The 19,230-nt window shown below is 63.9% G+C and carries 16 protein-coding genes, 1 pseudogene and 1 riboswitch; of the genes and pseudogenes, 7 read left to right on the forward strand and 10 right to left on the reverse strand.

The window, feature by feature from the left end:
* Positions 1 to 275 precede the first annotated feature (275 nt).
* A riboswitch (FMN riboswitch) is annotated at positions 276 to 438 on the reverse strand.
* 202 nt (positions 439 to 640) lie between these two features.
* Positions 641 to 1,393, reverse strand: a complete 753-nt coding sequence (locus IEX24_RS02095; protein WP_188672916.1) for a polyprenol monophosphomannose synthase — start codon at positions 1,391 to 1,393, stop codon at positions 641 to 643.
* 58 nt (positions 1,394 to 1,451) lie between these two features.
* On the opposite strand from IEX24_RS02095, the gene IEX24_RS02100 reads away from it, so the two are divergent.
* Positions 1,452 to 2,570, forward strand: a complete 1,119-nt coding sequence (locus IEX24_RS02100; RefSeq protein WP_229715040.1) for an FUSC family protein — start codon at positions 1,452 to 1,454, stop codon at positions 2,568 to 2,570.
* A gap of 26 nt (positions 2,571 to 2,596) precedes the next feature.
* On the opposite strand, the gene IEX24_RS02105 is transcribed toward IEX24_RS02100, so the two are convergent.
* From IEX24_RS02105 to IEX24_RS02145, 9 genes are all read right to left on the reverse strand, one after another.
* A complete protein-coding gene (locus IEX24_RS02105; RefSeq protein WP_308419025.1) occupies positions 2,597 to 3,481 on the reverse strand; it encodes a cytochrome c oxidase assembly protein in 885 nt (294 codons plus the stop codon).
* 218 nt (positions 3,482 to 3,699) lie between these two features.
* Positions 3,700 to 4,722, reverse strand: coding sequence for a tryptophan--tRNA ligase (gene trpS, locus IEX24_RS02110; RefSeq protein WP_188672919.1), 1,023 nt, complete (start codon positions 4,720 to 4,722; stop codon positions 3,700 to 3,702).
* A gap of 87 nt (positions 4,723 to 4,809) precedes the next feature.
* Complete coding sequence (locus IEX24_RS02115; protein WP_188672923.1) at positions 4,810 to 5,664, reverse strand: exodeoxyribonuclease III; 855 nt, start codon at positions 5,662 to 5,664, stop codon at positions 4,810 to 4,812.
* Positions 5,665 to 5,749: 85 nt separating this feature from the next.
* Positions 5,750 to 6,961 (reverse strand): YihY/virulence factor BrkB family protein, encoded by a 1,212-nt coding sequence (locus IEX24_RS02120; protein WP_188672926.1) that lies wholly within the window; start codon positions 6,959 to 6,961, stop codon positions 5,750 to 5,752.
* A gap of 128 nt (positions 6,962 to 7,089) precedes the next feature.
* Positions 7,090 to 7,848: a succinate dehydrogenase iron-sulfur subunit gene (locus IEX24_RS02125; protein ID WP_188672929.1), complete on the reverse strand. Its 759-nt coding sequence runs from the start codon at positions 7,846 to 7,848 to the stop codon at positions 7,090 to 7,092.
* A gap of 2 nt (positions 7,849 to 7,850) precedes the next feature.
* A complete protein-coding gene (gene sdhA, locus IEX24_RS02130; RefSeq protein WP_188672932.1) occupies positions 7,851 to 9,650 on the reverse strand; it encodes a succinate dehydrogenase flavoprotein subunit in 1,800 nt (599 codons plus the stop codon).
* Between the two features lie 33 nt (positions 9,651 to 9,683).
* Positions 9,684 to 10,133, reverse strand: a complete 450-nt coding sequence (locus IEX24_RS02135) for a succinate dehydrogenase hydrophobic membrane anchor subunit (protein ID WP_188672935.1) — start codon at positions 10,131 to 10,133, stop codon at positions 9,684 to 9,686.
* The gene (sdhC, locus tag IEX24_RS02140; RefSeq protein WP_268236213.1) at positions 10,133 to 10,558 is read right to left on the reverse strand and encodes a succinate dehydrogenase, cytochrome b556 subunit; all 426 of its coding nucleotides are present in this window, start codon (positions 10,556 to 10,558) and stop codon (positions 10,133 to 10,135) included. Before sdhC ends, IEX24_RS02135 begins: the two co-directional genes overlap by 1 nt.
* Positions 10,559 to 10,694: 136 nt before the next feature.
* Positions 10,695 to 11,846, reverse strand: coding sequence for a glycosyltransferase family 4 protein (locus IEX24_RS02145; protein ID WP_188672938.1), 1,152 nt, complete (start codon positions 11,844 to 11,846; stop codon positions 10,695 to 10,697).
* An 86-nt stretch (positions 11,847 to 11,932) separates the two neighbouring features.
* Between IEX24_RS02145 and IEX24_RS02150 the strand changes: the two genes are divergently transcribed.
* From IEX24_RS02150 to IEX24_RS02175, 6 genes and pseudogenes are all read left to right on the forward strand, one after another.
* Complete coding sequence (locus tag IEX24_RS02150; RefSeq protein WP_188672941.1) at positions 11,933 to 13,054, forward strand: mannose-1-phosphate guanylyltransferase; 1,122 nt, start codon at positions 11,933 to 11,935, stop codon at positions 13,052 to 13,054.
* A gap of 199 nt (positions 13,055 to 13,253) precedes the next feature.
* The gene (locus IEX24_RS02155) at positions 13,254 to 14,369 is read left to right on the forward strand and encodes a BMP family lipoprotein (RefSeq protein ID WP_188672944.1); all 1,116 of its coding nucleotides are present in this window, start codon (positions 13,254 to 13,256) and stop codon (positions 14,367 to 14,369) included.
* Between the two features lie 120 nt (positions 14,370 to 14,489).
* Entirely contained in the window at positions 14,490 to 16,031 is a 1,542-nt protein-coding gene (locus IEX24_RS02160; RefSeq protein ID WP_188672947.1) for an ABC transporter ATP-binding protein, read from the forward strand.
* The gene (locus IEX24_RS02165; protein WP_229715041.1) at positions 16,028 to 17,347 is read left to right on the forward strand and encodes an ABC transporter permease; all 1,320 of its coding nucleotides are present in this window, start codon (positions 16,028 to 16,030) and stop codon (positions 17,345 to 17,347) included. The genes IEX24_RS02160 and IEX24_RS02165 overlap by 4 nt, the downstream gene beginning before the upstream one ends.
* The gene (locus IEX24_RS02170) at positions 17,344 to 18,708 is read left to right on the forward strand and encodes an ABC transporter permease (RefSeq protein ID WP_188672950.1); all 1,365 of its coding nucleotides are present in this window, start codon (positions 17,344 to 17,346) and stop codon (positions 18,706 to 18,708) included. The genes IEX24_RS02165 and IEX24_RS02170 overlap by 4 nt, the downstream gene beginning before the upstream one ends.
* Positions 18,709 to 18,769: 61 nt before the next feature.
* Positions 18,770 to 19,171: pseudogene (locus tag IEX24_RS02175) on the forward strand (cytidine deaminase); the annotation flags it as partial.
* Positions 19,172 to 19,230 lie beyond the last annotated feature (59 nt).

The raw sequence follows: 19,230 nt of genomic DNA on the forward strand, positions 1-19,230 counted from the left end.
CTGAGAGCGCTGGGCGGCGTGCTGCTCAGGGTGGCTGCGAGGAGGCCGGGGGTGGCTGCGAGGAGGCCGGGGGTGGCTGCGAGGAGGCCGGGGGTGGACGCGAGGGCGCTACGGGTTGCCACTTCGGATGGCACGGCAGGCGCGACGGAGGCGAGCCCGAGCAGGCTGCTCGAGTCTGTGCCTGGTGCGGCGGTCATCCCAAATCCTCGTCGTTGACGAGCTCCGGGAAATGCGCGATGCGCTCGAACTGCGGGGTTCGAGAAAACCGCACAGCGCGTGTGCACCTCTCATCCGGACTACTGAAGGCACCGAAGCACCTTCATGACCGTCGGTTCTGGAGTTTCACCAGATCAACCTCGGCACCCTGCGTCGCAGGGCGAACCTCAGTTCGCGGACTATAACCGCCGGTTCGGATTCTCACCGACCCCGGAGCACGCCACTAGTTTATATTGGCCGCCGCCCCTGCGGCCAATGCTGCGATTTGTTTCACAGCTTTCGCACGTGCCGCGGAAACGAGTGCAGCGCCGTACACGCCGCCCTGCACTCCGATTACGTTGTGTGCCCCGCCGCCCCTGCGGCGCACTGCATGCGATTTGTTACGAAATTCTCAGCTTGTCGCCGCGGCGGCGCACAAGAAAATTCAGCTCGCGCGGTTCGCCAAGGGCTGCGACTTGGGGATGCGGCCGAGGCGGGAGGCGATGCCCCACGAGGTGACCTTGGAGAGCGCCTCGACCACGATGCCCGTGGTCATTTTCGAGTGGCCCTCGAGCCGCTCGACGAACGTGATGGGAAACTCGCGCACGACCCCCCCCGAGCGCTCCACGAGCCAGGCGAGCTCGATTTGAAAGCAGTAGCCGGCGCTATCGAGCTTCGACAGGTCGAGGGCGCGCAGGGTGTCGGCGCTGAACCCGCGGTAGCCCGAGGTGATGTCGTGCAGCTTCGACGAGAGCATCATGCGCGCATACGTGGTGCCTGAGCGCGAGATGAGCTGGCGGTACCAGGGCCAGTTCTCGGTCTTGCCGCCAGGAATCCACCGCGCACCGATGGCGAGGTTCGCCCCACCGTCGAGCAGCTTCAGCAGGCGTGAGAGCTCTTCGGGCTGGTGCGACCCGTCGGCATCCATTTCGATGATGTAGTCGTAACCCTGCTCGAGCGCCCAGCCGAAACCGTTGACATACGCCGTGCCCAGACCGTTCTTCTCGGTGCGGTGCATCACGTTCACGCGAGGGTTCGAAGCGGCGATGCCGTCGACGATCTGCCCGGTGCCGTCGGGCGAATTGTCGTCGACGACGAGAATGTGAACCTCAGAATCGGCGGCCAGAATACGGTCGACGATGGCCGTGATGGTCTCTTTTTCGTTGTACGTGGGTATGACGACGACAGCTCCAGGCAATGGGCTACCTTTCTTTATGACTGACCCAATATACGGCACACCCTCCTAGGGTTGTTGTGTGAACGCCACCAACTGGTTCAGGGGGCGCCGGATGAACGTGGCCGCTCTTTCTCCTGACCGATACGCCAAGCTCATTCTGTCGACCACCCGCATACCCTTTTTGCAGGTGCTGAAGACCAGTGTCGCCGCGGTTGTCGCCTGGTTCGTCTGCGTCTGGCTGCTGACCGGGCTGACCCCGTTGTTCGCGGTGATCGCCGCGATTCTCGTGGTGCAGCCGAGTGTGACGCAGTCGTTCGGCAAGGCGCTCGAACGCGTCGTCGGGGTGATCATCGGCGTCATTGTTGCCTATTTCGTGGGGTTGGTGTTCGGGCAGGGGTCGTCGTGGGTGATTCCGCTGGCGGTCGTGCTGGCGTTGCTGCTCGGCTGGGTGCTGCGGCTCGGAGTCACATCTGCGGCCCAGATTCCGATCAGCGCGATGCTCGTGCTGGCGTTGGGAACCACGACCCCGGGCTACGCTCTCGACCGCATCATCGAGACGATCATCGGCGCGGTCATCGGGGTGGCTGTGAACCTGCTCATCGTTCCGCCGGTGGCGTTGCAACCGGTGCACGAAGCGGTTGCCGGTCTGGGTAACGAGGTCTCGAACATCCTGGACTCGATGGCACAGGTGCTGAGCGCGCCGACGCTGCCGAAAGACCGCACCGAACTGCTGGTGGAGGCGCGGCTGCTCACCCCGATGCGCGCGAAGGCCGCTGCGGCGCTCGCGAACGGCGAAGAGAGTCTGAAGTACAACCCGAGGCGTTCGGTGCACCGAGACCTGCTCGAGCGCGACGGGCAGTTGCTCGCCATGCTGACGATACTGGTGACCCGGGTGACCGGCATGGCGCGAGGGGTGTACGACCTGTACGACGACGATCTGCTCGACGAACCGATTGTGGGCGAGATCGTTTCAGAGCTGCGTCGAGCGGCCCACGACCTGCGCCTGGTGATTCAGAACGCCGAACTGCCGGGCACCGAGCCTGACACGGTGACAGACGAAATGCCGGCCCTCACGGCCCCGCTCGACATCGGCGTTCCGCGCTCAGAGCACTGGGTGTTGCTGGGGTTCTTGCTCGAAGACCTGCGGCGAATTCACGAAGAGCTTGTGGCGGCCACCGAGGAGTCCGCGTCGGTCTGACGCGGGCGGTCGATCTGACGTGAGCGTCAGTCGCTGCGGTTGCCGAATGACTTCAGGTGGGCCTGGGTCAGCGCATCCATTTCTTCGTCGCTCAGCTCGTCGATCTCTTTGGCCTCTTTGCGGTCATGTTGCGACCAGCGGATGAACAGCAGAATCAAAATGGGAATGTCGGCGACTTCGGCGATGAACCAGAGCAGATCGCCCGAGAGCTGTTGGTCGCGCAGAGCGTTCGGAAACCAGCCGGGCACGGCGGCAGTGATGGGTGCCGCGTGGTCGAGAATGTTGTCGTTCAGCCGCAGCAGAATGCCCGGAATGGCGTCGATGACGAGTTCGACGAAGGCCAGCATGAACTCAGCCACGATGAACAGGCTCGTACGCACCACCACGAGCTCGGTGAGCGGCAGCACCATGATGAGCCCCACGACTGGCACGATGATGCTGATGGCGCCCTGGGCTCCGGGCGACTCGCGCAGCGTGCCTGCGATCGGCGTCAGAAAGACAGAGAACGCTGCGAGAGCGAACACCGGGCCGAAGACCGCGTTGCCCATGATTCCGATGAGCTTGGAGTCGAGAAACCGGTTCAGCGCCCGTAGTGGGGCCCCAGAAAGCGCCGTGCGAGCGAGCTCGACGGGTTTGCCGGTGGCGAGTAGAGCCGGCACGGCGAAGAGCAGCAGCGCGATTCGCGTGGTGAAGGCGAAGCGCAGCTCTTCGCTGTACGCACCCAGAAACCCGAATTCGATGAACGCGTACGAGCCCAACCCGAGCAAGTAGAAACCGGCGGTGGGCTTCAGCCGCCAGTGTTCGCCGCGATGCCTGATAGCAAGGATGCCCGCCAGGTACGCGAGCCCGGCGAGTACGATCGCGACGACGCCGACAGCGTTGAACTGCCACGTCGTGAGAAACGTGAGAATGTCAGGCGTGGGGGCTCCTCAGGGCGGTGGATCGCGACTTCCGATTCCCTTCCATTATGCGCCTTGCCGCCTGGCAGCACGCTCGGCCCTGCCTCACAATCGAGAGGTCGAAATCTCTCCAATACGGGGCATTTTGGGAGAGATTTCGACCTCTCGATTGAGCCGGGGGCGGGCCGGGGGCGGGCCGGGGGCGGGCCGGGCGCGCCGGGGGCGGGGTGTCAGACGAGGTGGATGCGGCGGCGGGGCAGAAAGCCGACGCGGTCGTAGACCGTGGCGAGCGTTCCGTTCGCCACCTCGTTGGCGCGATCGGCCGCGGTGCCCAGAATACGGTCGAGTTCGGCCGGGTCGGCGAGCAGCTCGAGCGCGCGGGTGCGAATGGGCGTGATGGTGTCGATGACCACGGTGGCCAAGGCTTTTTTGAAGTCGCCGTAGCCGCGGCCGGCGAACTCCGCCTCGAGCGATTCGATCGACTGGCCCGAGAGCACCGAGTAGATGGTCAAGAGGTTCGAGACGCCGGGTTTGCTGGCCGGGTCGAACACGATTGCGCCGTCGGCGTCGGTGACGGCGCGCATGATCTTCTTCTGTGTGATGGCCGGGTCGTCGAGCATCCAGATGATGCCGGCCGGTGACTCTGCCGACTTCGACATTTTGGCGGTGGGGTTCTGCAGATCGAAGATCTTCGCCGTCTCTTTGACGATGTACGGCTCGGGAATGACGAAGGTCTCGCCGAAACGGCTGTTGAACCGCGTGGCCAGGTCACGGGTCAGCTCGACGTGCTGGCGCTGGTCTTCGCCCACCGGAACGTCTTCGGCCTGGTAGAGCAGAATGTCGCCGGCCTGCAGAATCGGGTAGGTGAAGAGCCCCACCGAGGCGGCGTCAGAACCCTGCTTCGAGGCCTTGTCTTTGAACTGCGTCATGCGGCTCGCCTCGCCGAAACCGGTGATGCTGTTCAGCACCCAGGCGAGTTCAGCGTGCGCCGGTACCTGCGATTGTACGAAAAGGGTCGACTCGGCAGGGTCGATGCCGGCGGCGATGTACTGCGCAACCGTACGGCGCGTGTTCTCGCGCAGCTCTGCGGGGTCTTGGGGCACGGTGATGGCGTGCAGGTCGGCGAGCATGTAGAACGCGTCGTGGCTGGCCTGCAGTGCCTTCCAGCTCAGCAGGGCGCCCACGTAGTTGCCGATGTGCAGCGATTCGGCTGAGGGCTGCATGCCCGAGAGCAGGCGCGGTTTGTTCGTCATGAGAAAAGTCCTAAATAGGGGTAAGAGAAGTAAAGCAAACGACAGTGCGTTCGACCGCAACGGAATCGATGAAAGGGCGGCGGCGCATCAAATGGAATAGTCGACGACGACAGGCGTGTGATCCGACCATCGCTCGTCGTGCGACGCGGCCCGGTCGACCGAGTAGTTCACCACGCGATCGGCGAGTGCCGCGGTGGCCATCTGGTAGTCGATGCGCCAGCCGGTGTCGTTGTCGAACGCCTGGCCGCGCCATGACCACCAGGTGTACGGCCCGTCGACTTCGCCGGCCGAGCGCCTGCCGATATCGACCCAGCCAAGGCCCGGGCCGGTCGAGCCGTCGACGCCCTCGACGGTTGCGCCCGCCTCGCCGAAGAACCGGTCGAAGTAGGCGCGCTCGCGCGGCAAGAAGCCAGCGCGCTTCACGTTGCCCTTCCAGTTCTTGATGTCGAGCGGCTTGTGCCCCACGTTGAGGTCGCCGACCACCACCGCCAGCGAACTGTGCGCCTTGATCTCGGGCAGACGCACGGTCATGCCGTCGAGAAACTTGTACTTCTCTACCTGTTTCGGCGTGCCGTCGTCACCCGAGTGCACATATGCGCTCACCACGGTGACGATCTGGCCGTTCACCTCGTAGTCGGCCTCGAGCCAGCGTCCGGCGCTGTCGAACTCTTCGTCGCCGATGGTGACGCGGTGGATGCTCGCCTTGTCTCTTGACGCAATGGCCACCCCCGCGCGGCCTTTGGCCGTGGCCGCGTCGTGCAGAATGCTCCACTCGGGCCCGAGCAGAGCTTCGAGGTCTTCAGTGGATGCCCGTACCTCTTGCAACGCCAGAATGTCGACCCCCCGGGCATCCAGCCACCCGCCCATGCCTTTGCGAAACGCGGCGCGCACGCCGTTCACGTTGACAGAAGCAATACGCAGATTCTTGGAGCCCGAAACCATACCCGCAACTGTACCGGCCCGCGCCGACACCGGAGATCTGCCGCCGCGTCACCCCGGGCTGCGGAGCGGGGCCCGGCGGCCCGCGCTACTTCGGGGGCGGCGGAGCAGCCGCCGGGGTGGAAGTCGCGATGTCGGGGTCGACCGGCTCGTGGGCGAGCTCGCGGTCGAGGCGGCGCAGGGTACGGCGCAGGTTCACCGCGCGCAGGCCGTGGGCACGCTCGAGTTCGGCCTCGACCTGGGTGCGCTGCGCGACCAGCGCGGCGCGATGCGCCTCGGCCTCGGTCTGCAGCGCCTCGCGCTCGGCCTCTTCGGGGCTGAGGTTGCGCGGGTCGATGTGGGCGTCTGCCATGCTGACCTGAATCCACGAGGCGAAGATCAGCAGTACCTGGCAGATGAGGTTGAACCAGATGAGAATGCCGATGATGACGGCAAACGATGCGAGCAGCGGATTTTTTGTTGCTCCCCCGAGTAGCGACGAACCGAGCACCTTCAGAATGCCCATCGCGACCGCGCCGAGCGCCGCGCCCTGCAGCAGTTGCTGGAACGGAATCGGCACTCCCGACAGCACTCGGTAGACCCCGGCTAGCACGATCGTGTCGAACACGTACACCAGAAGAAGGCCCACTATTCGCGCGATGATCTCGGCTGCGGGCGATGACTGATCCCAGCCGAAAAGCCCGAACACGAACCCGAGGGCAGAACTCGACGCGATCGACATGCCAGCCGAGATCAGAAGCAGAATCGCGAAGGCGATGGCGAGCCCGAAGTCTCTGAGCTTCAGCAGAACAAAGTTGGTTTTCGGCCCCGGCAGGTTGAAGATGAGCCGAATCGCGCTGCGGGTCGAGCCGAGAAATCCGACGGCCGTGAAGATGAGGCCAGCCACCGCGATGACCCCTGTCCAGCCGAGGGCAGGCGTGGCGTTCGTCAGAGCATCCGGTTTGATGGCGCCATCTGGGCCGATCAACCCAGGCACACTGGTGTTGAGCTGATCGATGATGGCCTGCTGCAGCTGCGGGTTCGACGCGAGCGCCAGACCGAAGATGGAGAATGTCGCAGCCAGCGCCGCAAAGATGGCGAAGACGGCCTGATAGCTCATGCCTGAGGCGAGTAATGGTCCGCCGTTGTTGCCGTAGTTCTGAAACACGCGAACAGGCCTCGACTGCTGCACCCACGCAACGAGCCCCTTGATTCCGCCGGGTTTCGGTTTCGCGTCGGCAGAAGCCTCGTCGGTCGCCACCTGAACGGCGTCTGACGGTTTCGGGTCTTTGGCACTCTTGGCGGTCTGCGTTGTGCTCACCCTCTCACCCTAAAGCCGCCCTAGCGCACCCGCCGCACGGCTTGCGCTCCTAACGCGATGCGTGTAGATCACGAAAAGTGGCCCAAAAATACGTTTTTGAGCCACTTTTCGCGATCTGTAAGAGAGGGTTAGCGCTTGCCGAACATGATGGCCTGCTTGACCTCGGCGATGGCCTGGGTGACCTGGATGCCACGGGGGCACGCCTCAGAGCAGTTGAAGGTGGTGCGGCAGCGCCACACGCCCTCTTTGTCGTTCAGAATGTCGAGACGCACCGAGGAGGCCTCGTCGCGCGAGTCGAAGATGAAGCGGTGTGCGTTCACGATGGCGGCCGGGCCGAAGTACTGCCCGTCTGTCCAGAACACGGGGCACGATGAGGTGCACGCGGCGCAGAGGATGCACTTGGTGGTGTCATCGAAGCGCGCACGCTGCTCGGCCGACTGAATACGCTCTTTCTCGGGCTTCGACGAAGCCTGCAAGAACGGCTGCACCTCGCGGTACGACGCGAAGAACGGCTCCATGTCGACCACGAGGTCTTTTTCCAGCGGCAGGCCCTTGATGGCCTCGACGTAGATGGGCTTCGTGATGTCGAGGTCTTTCATCAGCGTCTTGCACGCGAGACGATTGCGGCCGTTGATGCGCATGGCGTCTGAACCGCACACGCCATGGGCGCAGGAGCGGCGGAAGGTGAGAGAACCGTCTTGCTCCCACTTGATCTTGTGCAGAGCATCCAGCACGCGGTCTGTGGGGTAGAGCTCGACGTCGAAGTCTTGCCAGCGCGGCTCTTCGTCGACCTCGGGGTTGAAGCGGCGCACCATCATGGTGACGGTGAACGTAGGAATGGGCGCCTCGGCCGGGGCCGGGGGAGAGTCCAGAGTTGCCGTACTCATCTTTAGTACTTCCTCTCCATGGGCTGGTAGCGGGTGACCACTACCGGCTTCGTTTCTAGCTTGATGTGGTCGCCGGCGTCGGTCGAGTGCGCGTCGCCTGTGAGGTACGCCATGGTGTGCACCATGTAGTTCTCGTCGTCGCGCTTCGGGAAGTCTTCTCTGAAGTGCCCGCCGCGGCTTTCTTTGCGGTAGAGCGCCGAGTAGACGAGCACCTCGGCGAGGTCGAGCAAGAAGCCGAGTTCGATGGCTTCGAGCAGGTCGGTGTTGAACCGCTTGCCTTTGTCTTGCACCATCACGTTCTTGTAGCGCTCGCGCAGGTCGGCGATCACCTTGGTGACCTCGATCAGCGACGTCTCGGTGCGATACACCTGGGCGTTGCGGTCCATTGAGTCTTGCAGCTCTTTACGCATGGCCGACATGCGCTCGGTGCCGTTGGATGCCCGAAGCATCTCTACCAGGTCGCGAATCGGTTTCGCGGGGTCGTCGGGCAGCGGAACGTATTCAGCGGTCAGTGCGTACTCCACCGCGTTGTTACCGGCGCGCTTGCCGAAAACGTTGATGTCGAGCAGCGAGTTGGTGCCGAGCCGGTTCGAGCCGTGTACCGAGACGCAGGCGCACTCGCCGGCGGCGTAGAGACCGGGCACGACGGTGCTGTTGTCGCTCAGAACCTCGGCTGCCACGTTGGTCGGGATGCCGCCCATCGCGTAGTGGGCCGTCGGCAGCACGGGCACCGGTTCGGTGTACGGCTCGACGCCCAGGTAGGTGCGGGCGAACTCGGTGATGTCGGGCAGCTTCGCGTCGATGACGGCCGGTTCGAGGTGGGTGATGTCGAGGTACACGTAGTCTTTGTTCGGGCCGCCACCTCGGCCTTCACGAATCTCAGTGGCCATGCAGCGAGCGACGATGTCACGCGGGGCGAGGTCTTTGATGGTGGGGGCGTAGCGCTCCATGAAGCGTTCACCCTCGCTGTTACGGAGTATCGCGCCCTCACCACGGGCTGCTTCAGAGAGCAGGATGCCGAGGCCCGCCAACCCCGTCGGGTGGAACTGGAAGAACTCCATGTCTTCAAGCGGCAGACCCTTGCGCCAGATGATGCCCACGCCGTCTCCCGTGAGGGTGTGGGCGTTCGAGGTGGTCTTGAAGATCTTGCCGAATCCGCCGGTCGCGAAGACGATCGACTTGCCCTGGAAGATGTGCAGGTCGCCGGTGGCGAGCTCGTAAGCCACGACCGCCGAGGGGCGCTTCACGCCGTCGACCTCGACCATGACCAGGTCGAGCACGTAGTACTCGTTGAAGAAGTTGATGCCGTGCTTGACGCAGTTCTGGTACAAGGTCTGCAGAATCATGTGACCGGTGCGGTCTGCGGCATAGCAGGCCCGGCGAACCGGCGCCTTGCCGTGGTCACGCGTGTGACCACCGAAGCGGCGCTGGTCGATCTTGCCCTCAGGGGTGCGGTTGAAAGGCAGACCCATGTTCTCGAGGTCGTAGACCGCGTCGATGGCTTCTTTCGCCAGAATCTCGGCGGCATCCTGATCGACCAGATAGTCACCGCCTTTCACGGTGTCGAAGGTGTGCCACTCCCAGTTGTCTTCTTCGACGTTGGCGAGGGCTGCAGCCATTCCGCCCTGCGCCGCACCGGTGTGCGAGCGCGTGGGGTAGAGCTTCGAGATGACGGCGGTGCGAGCCTTGGGCCCGGCCTCGATAGCTGCGCGCATTCCCGCGCCGCCCGCGCCGACGATGACAACGTCGTGCTGGTGATAGGTCACGCCATCGACGACGGTGCCGTCTGCATAGTCAGTCACTGAATTGGGTTCCTTGCGGTTGTGAAAAGGTGCTTAGTTCACCGGGCAGAAGGTCAGAGCCTGATCTGCGGGAATGAAGGTGTTGCAGGGGTCGAAGGTGAAGACCACCAGCGTTCCGAGAACAATGAGAATGATGGCCGCGGCGGCGATGCCGATCAGCAGAACTCGGCGAACCGTGCGGTGCGATGCGTAGTCGTTCACGATGGTGCGCATACCGTTCGAGCCGTGGATCATGGCGAGCCAGAGCATGACAACATCCCACCACTGCCAGAACGGCGTGGCGTACTTGCCGGCGACGAAGGCGAAGTCGATCTCTTTGATGCCTTCACCCAGAACCAAGTTCACGAAGAGATGACCGAAAATGAGGATGAGCAGCAGCACGCCAGAGAGGCGCATGTACAGCCAGCCCCACTTCTCCCAGTTGACCCGGCCTTTGCTTGAGCGTTCCCGCGGCGTACGGGGTGCCTCGATGATCGTCGACATTACTGCGGCTCCGTGAAGACGTTGTGCAAGTGAATGGGTGCGAACCCTGCGGTGCCGATCACCCAGAGGGCGATGACGATCCAGAACATCAGGCGCTGGTACTTCGCGCCCTTGCTCCAGAAGTCGATCAAGATGATGCGAATGCCGTTGAACGCGTGGAACATTATGGCGATGACCAGTGCGGTCTCACCGAGCCCCATGATCGGGTTCTTATAGGTGCTCATGACCGCGTCGTAGGCCTGGGGGCTGACCCTGATCATTGCTGTGTCGAGAACGTGCACCAGCAAGAAGAAGTAGATGGAGACACCGGTGATGCGGTGCAGTACCCACGACCACATACCCGTGTTACCGCGGTACAGCGTTCCCGCTGGCCGTTTCGACGAGCTTCTTGCGGTGGTGAGTGTCGATGCCGCTTCATTGGGCACGAGCAACCCCCTTTGGTTCGGTATGGGTTTGCAGCCTGACACAGAAGCGCTGTGCCCGGTGCGAAATCTTTTTCAGCATAATGTTCGCATCGTGAAATGTCTTGTAAGGCAACCCTTACCACATCACGGGCTGTGCTTACTGAATTCGGGCCCGAGCCGCCCGTTTCGCTTCCAGTGTAGGCACGTTCAGCACCGACTCGTAGTGCTTGACGAGCTCACCGCAGACACTCGCCCAGGTGCGCCCGAGCACCTGCCTGCGCCCGGCCTCTCCCATTCGCCGGCGCAGCGTCGGGCTCGCAACGAGATCGGCGACGAGATCGCGCATTTCCCGAGGGTCGTTCGGGTCGAAGAGGTAGCCGGTCTCGCCGTCTGAAACCAGGTCGATGGGGCCTCCCGCGCGGGGTGCGATCACGGGCAGCCCGCTCGCGTGCGCCTCTTGCAGAGTCTGGCCGAACGTTTCTTCGGCGCCGGTGTGTAAGAAGAGGTCGAAACTGCCGTACGCCGCCGAGAGGTCTTCGCCGCCGAGCCGGCCGAGAAAGGTGATGGGCATGCCCTTGCTCAGTGCGGTGATCTGCCCGAGCGCGGGCCCGTCTCCTACGACGGCGAGGTGGATGCCCGGCATCCCCCGAAGGGCAGCAACGCGCTCGAGCTGCTTCTCTGGCGCGATGCGCCCCACGTATCCCACCACCACCTCGCCCCGGGGGCTGAGCCGCGAACGTAACGCGGCGGCCTCGGGCAGTGTTCGGTTGTTCGGGTGAAAGGCAGCGAGATCGACGCCTCGAGCCCAGTGGCGAAGGTGCTTGACGCCGAGCTTCTGCAGATCATCCATCGACGCCGTCGACGGAACGAGAGTGAGCGTCGCGCCGTCGTGCACCCATTTCACGAAACGCCAGGCGAGCTTCGTGGCGGGCCCGAGGTGGTTTCGGCGAGCATACCCGGCGACGTCGGTCTGAAAAACGGCGACCGAGGGCACTCCGAGCCGGTTGGCCGAGGCGATGCCCTGCGCACCGAGCATGAAAGGGGAGGCCGCGTGCACCACGTCGGGGGCGAAGTCGGCGAGCAGGCGCAGCACCTGCAGGTTCGGCAGCCCGACCGGAAACTCTCGGTAGGCGAAGGCCGCGACCTGATGAACCGCGAAACCACGGTAGTGACTCGGGGCGTGAGCGGCTGGGCAGATGACGATGGCCTCGTGGCCGTTCTCTCGCAGGTGATCGAGCACCTTGCAGACGCTGTTGGTGACTCCGTTGACGGTGGGCAGAAAGCTTTCGGTGACAATCGCAACCCTCATGGTCAAACGCTAAGAAACCCCCATGAACGAAGGGTGACGTGCCTCTGTCGAGGGGCATAACGGTGTGCACATATAAGGTAGGTCGCATGCCCAACGACAACGATCTGCTCGACCGTTATTACAGTGTGATTCCCGCCGGCGGCATCGGTTCTCGCCTCTGGCCGTTGTCGCGAGCGGATGCCCCCAAGTTCTTGCACGACCTGAGTGGCTCGGGTCAGAGCCTTCTTCGTGACACGTGGGACAGGCTGGCCCCGCTGGCCGGCGAACAGCGCATCATGGTGGTCACTGGGCGCGCGCACCGTGCCGCCGTCGAGAAGCAGCTGCCCGCACTGCAAGACGCGAACGTGGTGCTCGAGAGTGAGCCGCGCGAGTCGACGGCGGCCATCGGGCTCGCCGCCGCCATTCTCGAGCGTCGCCAGCCGGGTGTCATCGTTGGTTCGTTCGCGGCCGATCACGTGATCGGTGAGCCGGAGCGCTTTCGGCAGACCGTTCGGCAGGCCATGGTCACCGCCGACGCGGGGTTCATCACCACCATCGGCATCATGCCCACCGAGCCCTCCATCGGCTTCGGCTACATTCACGCCGTGAAGCCGCTCGGTGTCGAGGGTGCTCCCGACGCCTGCTTCGTCGACACGTTCGTCGAGAAGCCCGATCTGCCCACCGCCGAGAAGTACCTGGCTGCAGGTAACTACATGTGGAACGCGGGCATGTTCATCTCGCGCGCCGATGTGCTGCTCGAGCAGATCGGCCGCTCGCGCCCCGAGCTGCTCGCCGGCCTGCTCGAACTCGCCGAGGCATGGGACACCCCGCGTCGCGGCGCCGTCGTCGACCAGGTCTGGCCCGACCTCGAGAAGATCGCCATCGACTACACCGTGGCCGAGCCGAGTGCGCTCGAAGGCAAGCTCGCAGTGGTTCCCGGCACCTTCAGCTGGGACGACGTGGGTGACTTCGCCTCCATCGCCAAGCTGCACTCGGGCGGCCGCAAGTCAGAGCTCGCCATACTCGGCAAGAACGCGCGCATCCTCTCCGATTCGTCGAGCGGGGTCGTGGTGTCGCACAGCAACCGCGTGATCAGCCTCATCGGGGTCGAAGACATCGTGGTGGTCGACACTCCCGACGCGCTGCTGGTGACGACGAGCGCGCACGCTCAGCGAGTGAAGGCGGTTGTGGATGCTCTGCGGCTCTCGGGATCGGGCGACGTACTGTAGCCGATCAGCCACGCGGAAAAGCGGCAACCTGTGAGGAATTTTTGCGTGGACATTTCGGTGAGATTTCGCTGGCATCCCGGGTTTGTAACGCTTGGGCTGCAAAGCGAAATTGGTGCACAAGAGAGTTCGTCATATTAGGTAACGTGTACTTCCACAGCACCTGACCCTCCTCGGGCAGGGCAGCACTTTGGAGGACATCTTGAGCATCACCAAACGTCGTGTCGCCTTCGGCGGCCTGGCCACGGTCGCCAGCCTGGCGCTTCTCGCCGGCTGCGCATCAGCCCCCACCGCATCGACCGCGACTCCCACGGCCACCGCCGTCGCCGGCTTCAAGCCGTGCATGGTCTCAGACCTCGGCGGTTTCGATGACAAGTCGTTCAACCAGCTGGGCTACGAAGGTCTGCAGACCGCCTCTGCTGCTCTCGGCGTCAAGGCCATCACCGTTCAGTCGAACGCTGAGACCGACTACGCGCCGAACATCGACAGTCTCATCTCGCAGAACTGCTCGCTCATCATCACGGTAGGCTTCGCCCTTTCGGCGGCCACTGTCACTGCAGCGCTTGCAAACCCCACCGTCGACTTCGCCATCATCGACGACGCGGCCGACAACAACTTCGACGGCAAGACCGACGCGCCGAACATCAAGCCGATTCTCTTCAACACGGCTCAGGCCGCGTTCCTCGCCGGGTACGCCTCGGCCGACTACTCGAAGGCCGGCAAGGTCGCCACCTACGGCGGAATGAACTACCCCACCGTCACCATCTTCATGGATGGCTTCGCGCAGGGCGTCGACTACTACAACGCACAGAAGTCGAAGTCGGTTCAGGTTCTCGGTTACGACGAGAAGAACCCTGACGCGGCAACGTTCACGGGTGGCTTCGAGGCCAACGACACCGCCAAGACCACGGCGCAGAACTTCATCGACCAGGGTGCAGACGTTCTGCTGCCCGTCGGTGGGCCCATCTTCCAGAGCGCTGGCGCAGCCATCACCGACTCGGGTAAAGATGTCGCGCTGCTCGGTGCCGACGCCGACGTGTACAACACGTTCCCCACCTACGACAGCCTCTACTTCACCTCGGTGGAGAAGGGCATCGCTCAGGCGACGGCCGCCGTCGTGCAGAACGCCGGCACCGCAACCACGTTCGACACCACCACGTACATCGGTGACCTGTCGAACGACGGCGTCGGTATCGCTCCGTTCCACAACTTCCAGAGCAAGGTCGACAGCGGTCTGCAGGGCGAGCTCGACACCATCAAGGCGGGCATCATTTCGGGTTCCATCCCGGTGAAGTCGTACCTCACGCCGACGAAGTAGCGGCAGCTGATGCGGAGGCTGTAGGCATTCCGCGCCAACACGCATAGCACGAGACCGGGGGGCCAGGGCAACTGGCTCCCCGGTCTCGTTGAACGCCCACCCCCTGAGTAGATTGACTCTATGAAGCTCGAATTGCGCGGCATCACTAAGCGTTTCGGGTCGCTCGTTGCGAACGACCACATCGACCTTGTCGTGAAGCCCGGTGAGATCCATGCCCTTCTCGGTGAGAACGGTGCGGGTAAGTCCACCCTGATGAATGTTCTGTACGGCCTCTATCAGGCCGACGAAGGCGAAATTCTCCTCGACGATGAGGTGCAGCATTTCGCCGGCCCGGGTGACGCCATGAATTCGGGAATCGGCATGGTGCATCAGCACTTCATGCTGATTCCGGTGTTCACTGTGGCTGAGAACGTGATGCTCGGTCACGAGCAGACGAAGGGCCTCGGGCGCCTCGATTTGGCGGCGGCTCGCGCGAAGGTGCGCGAGATCGGCTCGCAGTTCGGGTTCGACGTCGATCCGGATGCGCTGGTCGAAGACCTGCCGGTGGGTGTGCAGCAGCGGGTCGAGATCATCAAGGCCCTGTCGCGCAATGCCAAGGTGCTGGTGTTCGACGAGCCGACTGCCGTGTTGACTCCGCAAGAGACCGACGAACTCATGGTCATCATGGGGCAGTTGCGCGACGCCGGTACCTCGATCGTGTTCATCACCCACAAGCTGCGCGAAGTGCGGGAGATAGCCGACCGCATCACGATCATCCGCCTCGGCAAGGTCGTCGGCGAGGCCGAACCCACCGCCACCAACGCCGAACTGGCGTCGCTCATGGTGGGCCGCTCGGTCGAGCTGACCGTGCACAAAGAACACGCGAATCCCGGTGAAGCAGCACTTGTGGTCAAGAACCTCTCGGTGGTCGACGCCGTCGGTCAGCTCGTGGTCAACTCGGTGTCGTTCGAGGTGCACCGCGGCGAGATTCTCGCAATCGCGGGCGTGCAGGGCAATGGGCAGACCGAGCTCTCGGAGGCGATCATCGGGCTGCAAGAACGGGTGCTCGGCTCGATCACCCTCGACGGCCAGTCGCTCGTGGGTTTGAGTGTGCAGAAGGTGCTCGACGCGGGTGTCGGGTTCGTACCCGAAGACCGCAACGTCGACGGGTTGGTGGGGGAGTTCACCATCGCCGAGAATCTGATGCTCGATCGCTCGAGCAACGCGCCGTTCGTCAAGCGCGGGTCACTGCAGCTGAGCTACCTGAGCACGTTCGCAACCGAGAAGTCGAAGGAGTTCGATGTGCGTTCGCAGGGCATCCAGACCCCCGTCGGCAAACTCTCGGGCGGCAACCAGCAGAAGGTGGTGCTGGCGCGTGAACTGAGCCGCGAGCTTCGGCTGTTTCTGGCGGCGCAACCCACCCGAGGCATCGACGTGGGGTCGATCGAGTTCGTGCACAAGCGCATCGTCGAGACGCGAGACGCCGGGGTTCCGGTGATCGTGGTGTCGACCGAACTCGACGAGGTGACCGCGCTCGCCGACCGTATCGCGGTGATGTACCGCGGCAGCATCGTCGGCATCGTGCCGGGCAACACGTCTCGCGACGTGCTCGGGCTCATGATGACCGGCGAGGTTCCCCACGTGATCACCACGACAGACGACAGTGAAGGAGTTCTGCTGTGAGCGATAGTGCACTCGCGTCGCCGACGCCCGCAGCATCATCAGGGGCCGCCCCGACGCCAGGGGCCGAGATTCCACCGGCCCCCAAGTCGAACCAGGTGCTGCGAGACATCATGGGTGGCAGTGTCGTCATCTCGATTCTCGCCGTGCTGCTGGCCTTGGTGGTCGGCGGAATCTTGATCGCCCTGACCGATGAGAACGTTCAGGCTGCCTCGGGTTACTTCTTCTCGCGGCCGGGCGACACGATCAACGCCATCTGGGTTTCGGTGTCGGGCGCCTATGGCGCTCTGTTCCAAGGGGCGATCTACAACTTCGGCGGCAACACGTTCGTCAAGCAGATCAAACCGATCACCGACACGTTGACGTTCGCGACCCCGCTGATCGTGGCGGGCCTCGGCGTGGGGCTGGCGTTTCGCGCCGGCATGTTCAACATCGGCGGCCAAGGGCAGATGCTGATCGCTGCGGCCTGCTCGGGGTGGGTTGCTTACTCGTTTCCGCTGCCGTACGGCATCCACCTCATCGTGGCGGTGCTCGCGGGGGTCGTGGGCGGTGCGGTCTGGGGCGGCATCGTCGGTGTCTTGAAGGCTCGAACCGGGGCGCATGAGGTCATCGTCACCATCATGCTGAACTACATCGCGGTCTATCTGATCTCGTATCTGCTTCGCACACCGGGCGCGCTGCAGGCTCCGGGGTCGAGCAACCCGAAGACGCCGGCCGACCTGCCGACCGCGGTCTACCCCGATCTGTTGGGCGGCGATTTCAATCTCCATGCCGGTCTGCTGGTCTCGATTGCCGCCACGGTGTTCGTGTGGTGGTTGCTGACGCGCTCGAGCCTCGGCTTCAAGTTCCGGGCCGTCGGGGTGAACCCGAACGCCGCGCGCGTCGCTGGCATCAACGTGAAGCGCAGCTACATCTACGTCATGCTGCTTTCGGGCGGACTCGTGGGGCTCGCGGGCGTGGCTCAGGTGCTTGGCACCGTGACATCGGGCTTCAGCTCGGGAATCGACGCCGGCATCGGGTTCGACGCCATCACGGTGGCGCTGCTCGGGCGCTCGAAGCCGTGGGGCATCTTCGTGGCGGGCATCCTCTTCGGCGCATTCAAGGCCGGCGGGTTCGCCATGCAGGCGGGCCAGGGCATCCCGGTCGACATCGTGCTTGTGGTGCAGTCGCTGATTGTGCTGTTCATTGCCGCGCCGCCGTTGGTGCGCGCGGTGTTCCGGCTGCCGACGCCGGGGGTGGCGAAAAAGCCCAAGCCGCCCAAGGCGAGTACATCATCGCCTGTGGCTGCGTCGACCGGCGAGGCGGTGGTGGCAAAATGAGCGACCTCAATTCGACGGGAATCGACACCGGAGTGCCGAACGTAACGCAGACTCTCGATTCGTCAGGGCCGCCGACCGCCACCCAGCACGAGCGGCCCGACAGCTCGAACGGCCTCGAGAAGACCGTCGTCACGAGCTGGAAGGCGCCGATCGCCTTTCTGGCCTTCACGATCATCGCGCTTGTGCTGTTCGTCATTCTCGGGCGAGACGGGTCGTCGACCTTCACGCTTTCGGCCGATAACGACCTGATTCAACTGCCCGATGTCACGGTTCCGGCGCGGGTGACCGGCATCGTGATCACGGTGCTCCTGGCGCTGCTCACGGTCTTCGCCTACCTTCGGGTGCGCTCTGACCGGCGGGTTCCGCTCTGGGCGTCTGCGCTTCTGGGCGTGCTGTTTCTGATCGCGTTTCTCACCTGGGTGGATGCGGGTGCCTCGCTTCCGGTGCAGGTGCCGGGCCTTCTCGTGGGAACCGTTTCGCTCTCAGTACCGCTGATCTTCGGCGCGCTGGGCGGCGTCATCTCTGAACGCGTCGGCGTGGTGAACGTTGCCATCGAGGGTCAGCTGCTCGGCGGTGCCTTCGTCGCGGCGGTGGTCGCCTCGATCACCGGACAACCTCTGCTCGGGCTCGGCGCGGCAGCCATCGCAGGTGCGGCGGTCTCGTTCGTGCTCGCGGCCTTCGCGATCAAGTACCTCGTCGACCAGGTGATCGTGGGCGTCGTGCTGAACGTGCTGGTGATCGGGCTGACGAACTTCTTGTACTCGCAGGTGCTCTCGAAGAACGCCGAGCTGCTGAACTCGCCGCCTCGGTTCGACCGCATCAACATTCCGATTCTGTCGGAGATACCGATCATCGGGCCAACCCTGTTTCGGCAGACGATCATCGTGTACCTGATGTACATCGCCGTCGCCGCCGTGTACTTCGCGTTGTTCCACACGAAGTGGGGGCTGCGCGTGCGGGCTGTGGGCGAGCATCCACAGGCCGCCGACACCGTGGGCATCAACGTCAACGGCACCCGGTTCTGGAACGTGCTGCTGGCCGGTGCGATCACCGGGCTGGGAGGGGCGTACTTCACCCTGGGATCGGTCGGTGCGTTCAATAAAGAGATGACGGCTGGCGCCGGTTATATCGCGCTGGCGGCGGTGATCTTCGGGCAGTGGGATCCGATCAGGGCGACGCTCGCCGCACTCTTGTTCGGTTTCGCGTCGAACCTGCAGAATGCGCTCGGCATCATCGGGTCGCCCGTGCCGAGCGAGTTCATGCTCATGCTGCCGTACCTGCTCACGATCTTCGCCGTGGCCGGTCTCGTCGGCCGCTCTCGCGGCCCAGCGGCCTCCGGGCGCCCCTACATAAAATCCTGACCCTAACCCTGCCTCCCCTCGACCTCGCATCATGGATCACAAAAACGATTGAGGAGCTCACGTGAAAAGTTCTGATGTGGATTGGGATGACCTGCGGGAGGTGGCGCTGCAGGCCATGAGGCATGCGTACGTGCCGTACTCGAAGTTTCCGGTGGGGGTGGCCGCGATCGTCGACGACGGGCGGGTGATCTCGGGGTGCAACGTCGAGAACGCGTCGTACGGGCTGACGCTCTGCGCCGAGTGTGCGCTGGTGTCGTCGTTACACATGACAGGCGGCGGCAAGCTCGTGGCGTTCACCTGTGTCGACGGGCAAGGCGGGGCGTTGATGCCGTGCGGTCGCTGTCGGCAGTTGCTCTACGAACACTCGGCCGAAGGGATGCTCCTCGAAACTGTTTCGGGCATTCGCACCATCGACGAGGTGCTGCCCGACGCGTTCGGGCCGCGCACGCTGGTGGCGTACTCGGAGGCGACCGGTGTGGAGCCCGAAGGCCCCGAAGAGATCCGTGAAGAGCGGGCCGAGCG

Source organism: Subtercola lobariae (genome assembly GCF_014640255.1).
Lineage (GTDB): Bacteria > Actinomycetota > Actinomycetes > Actinomycetales > Microbacteriaceae > Subtercola > Subtercola lobariae.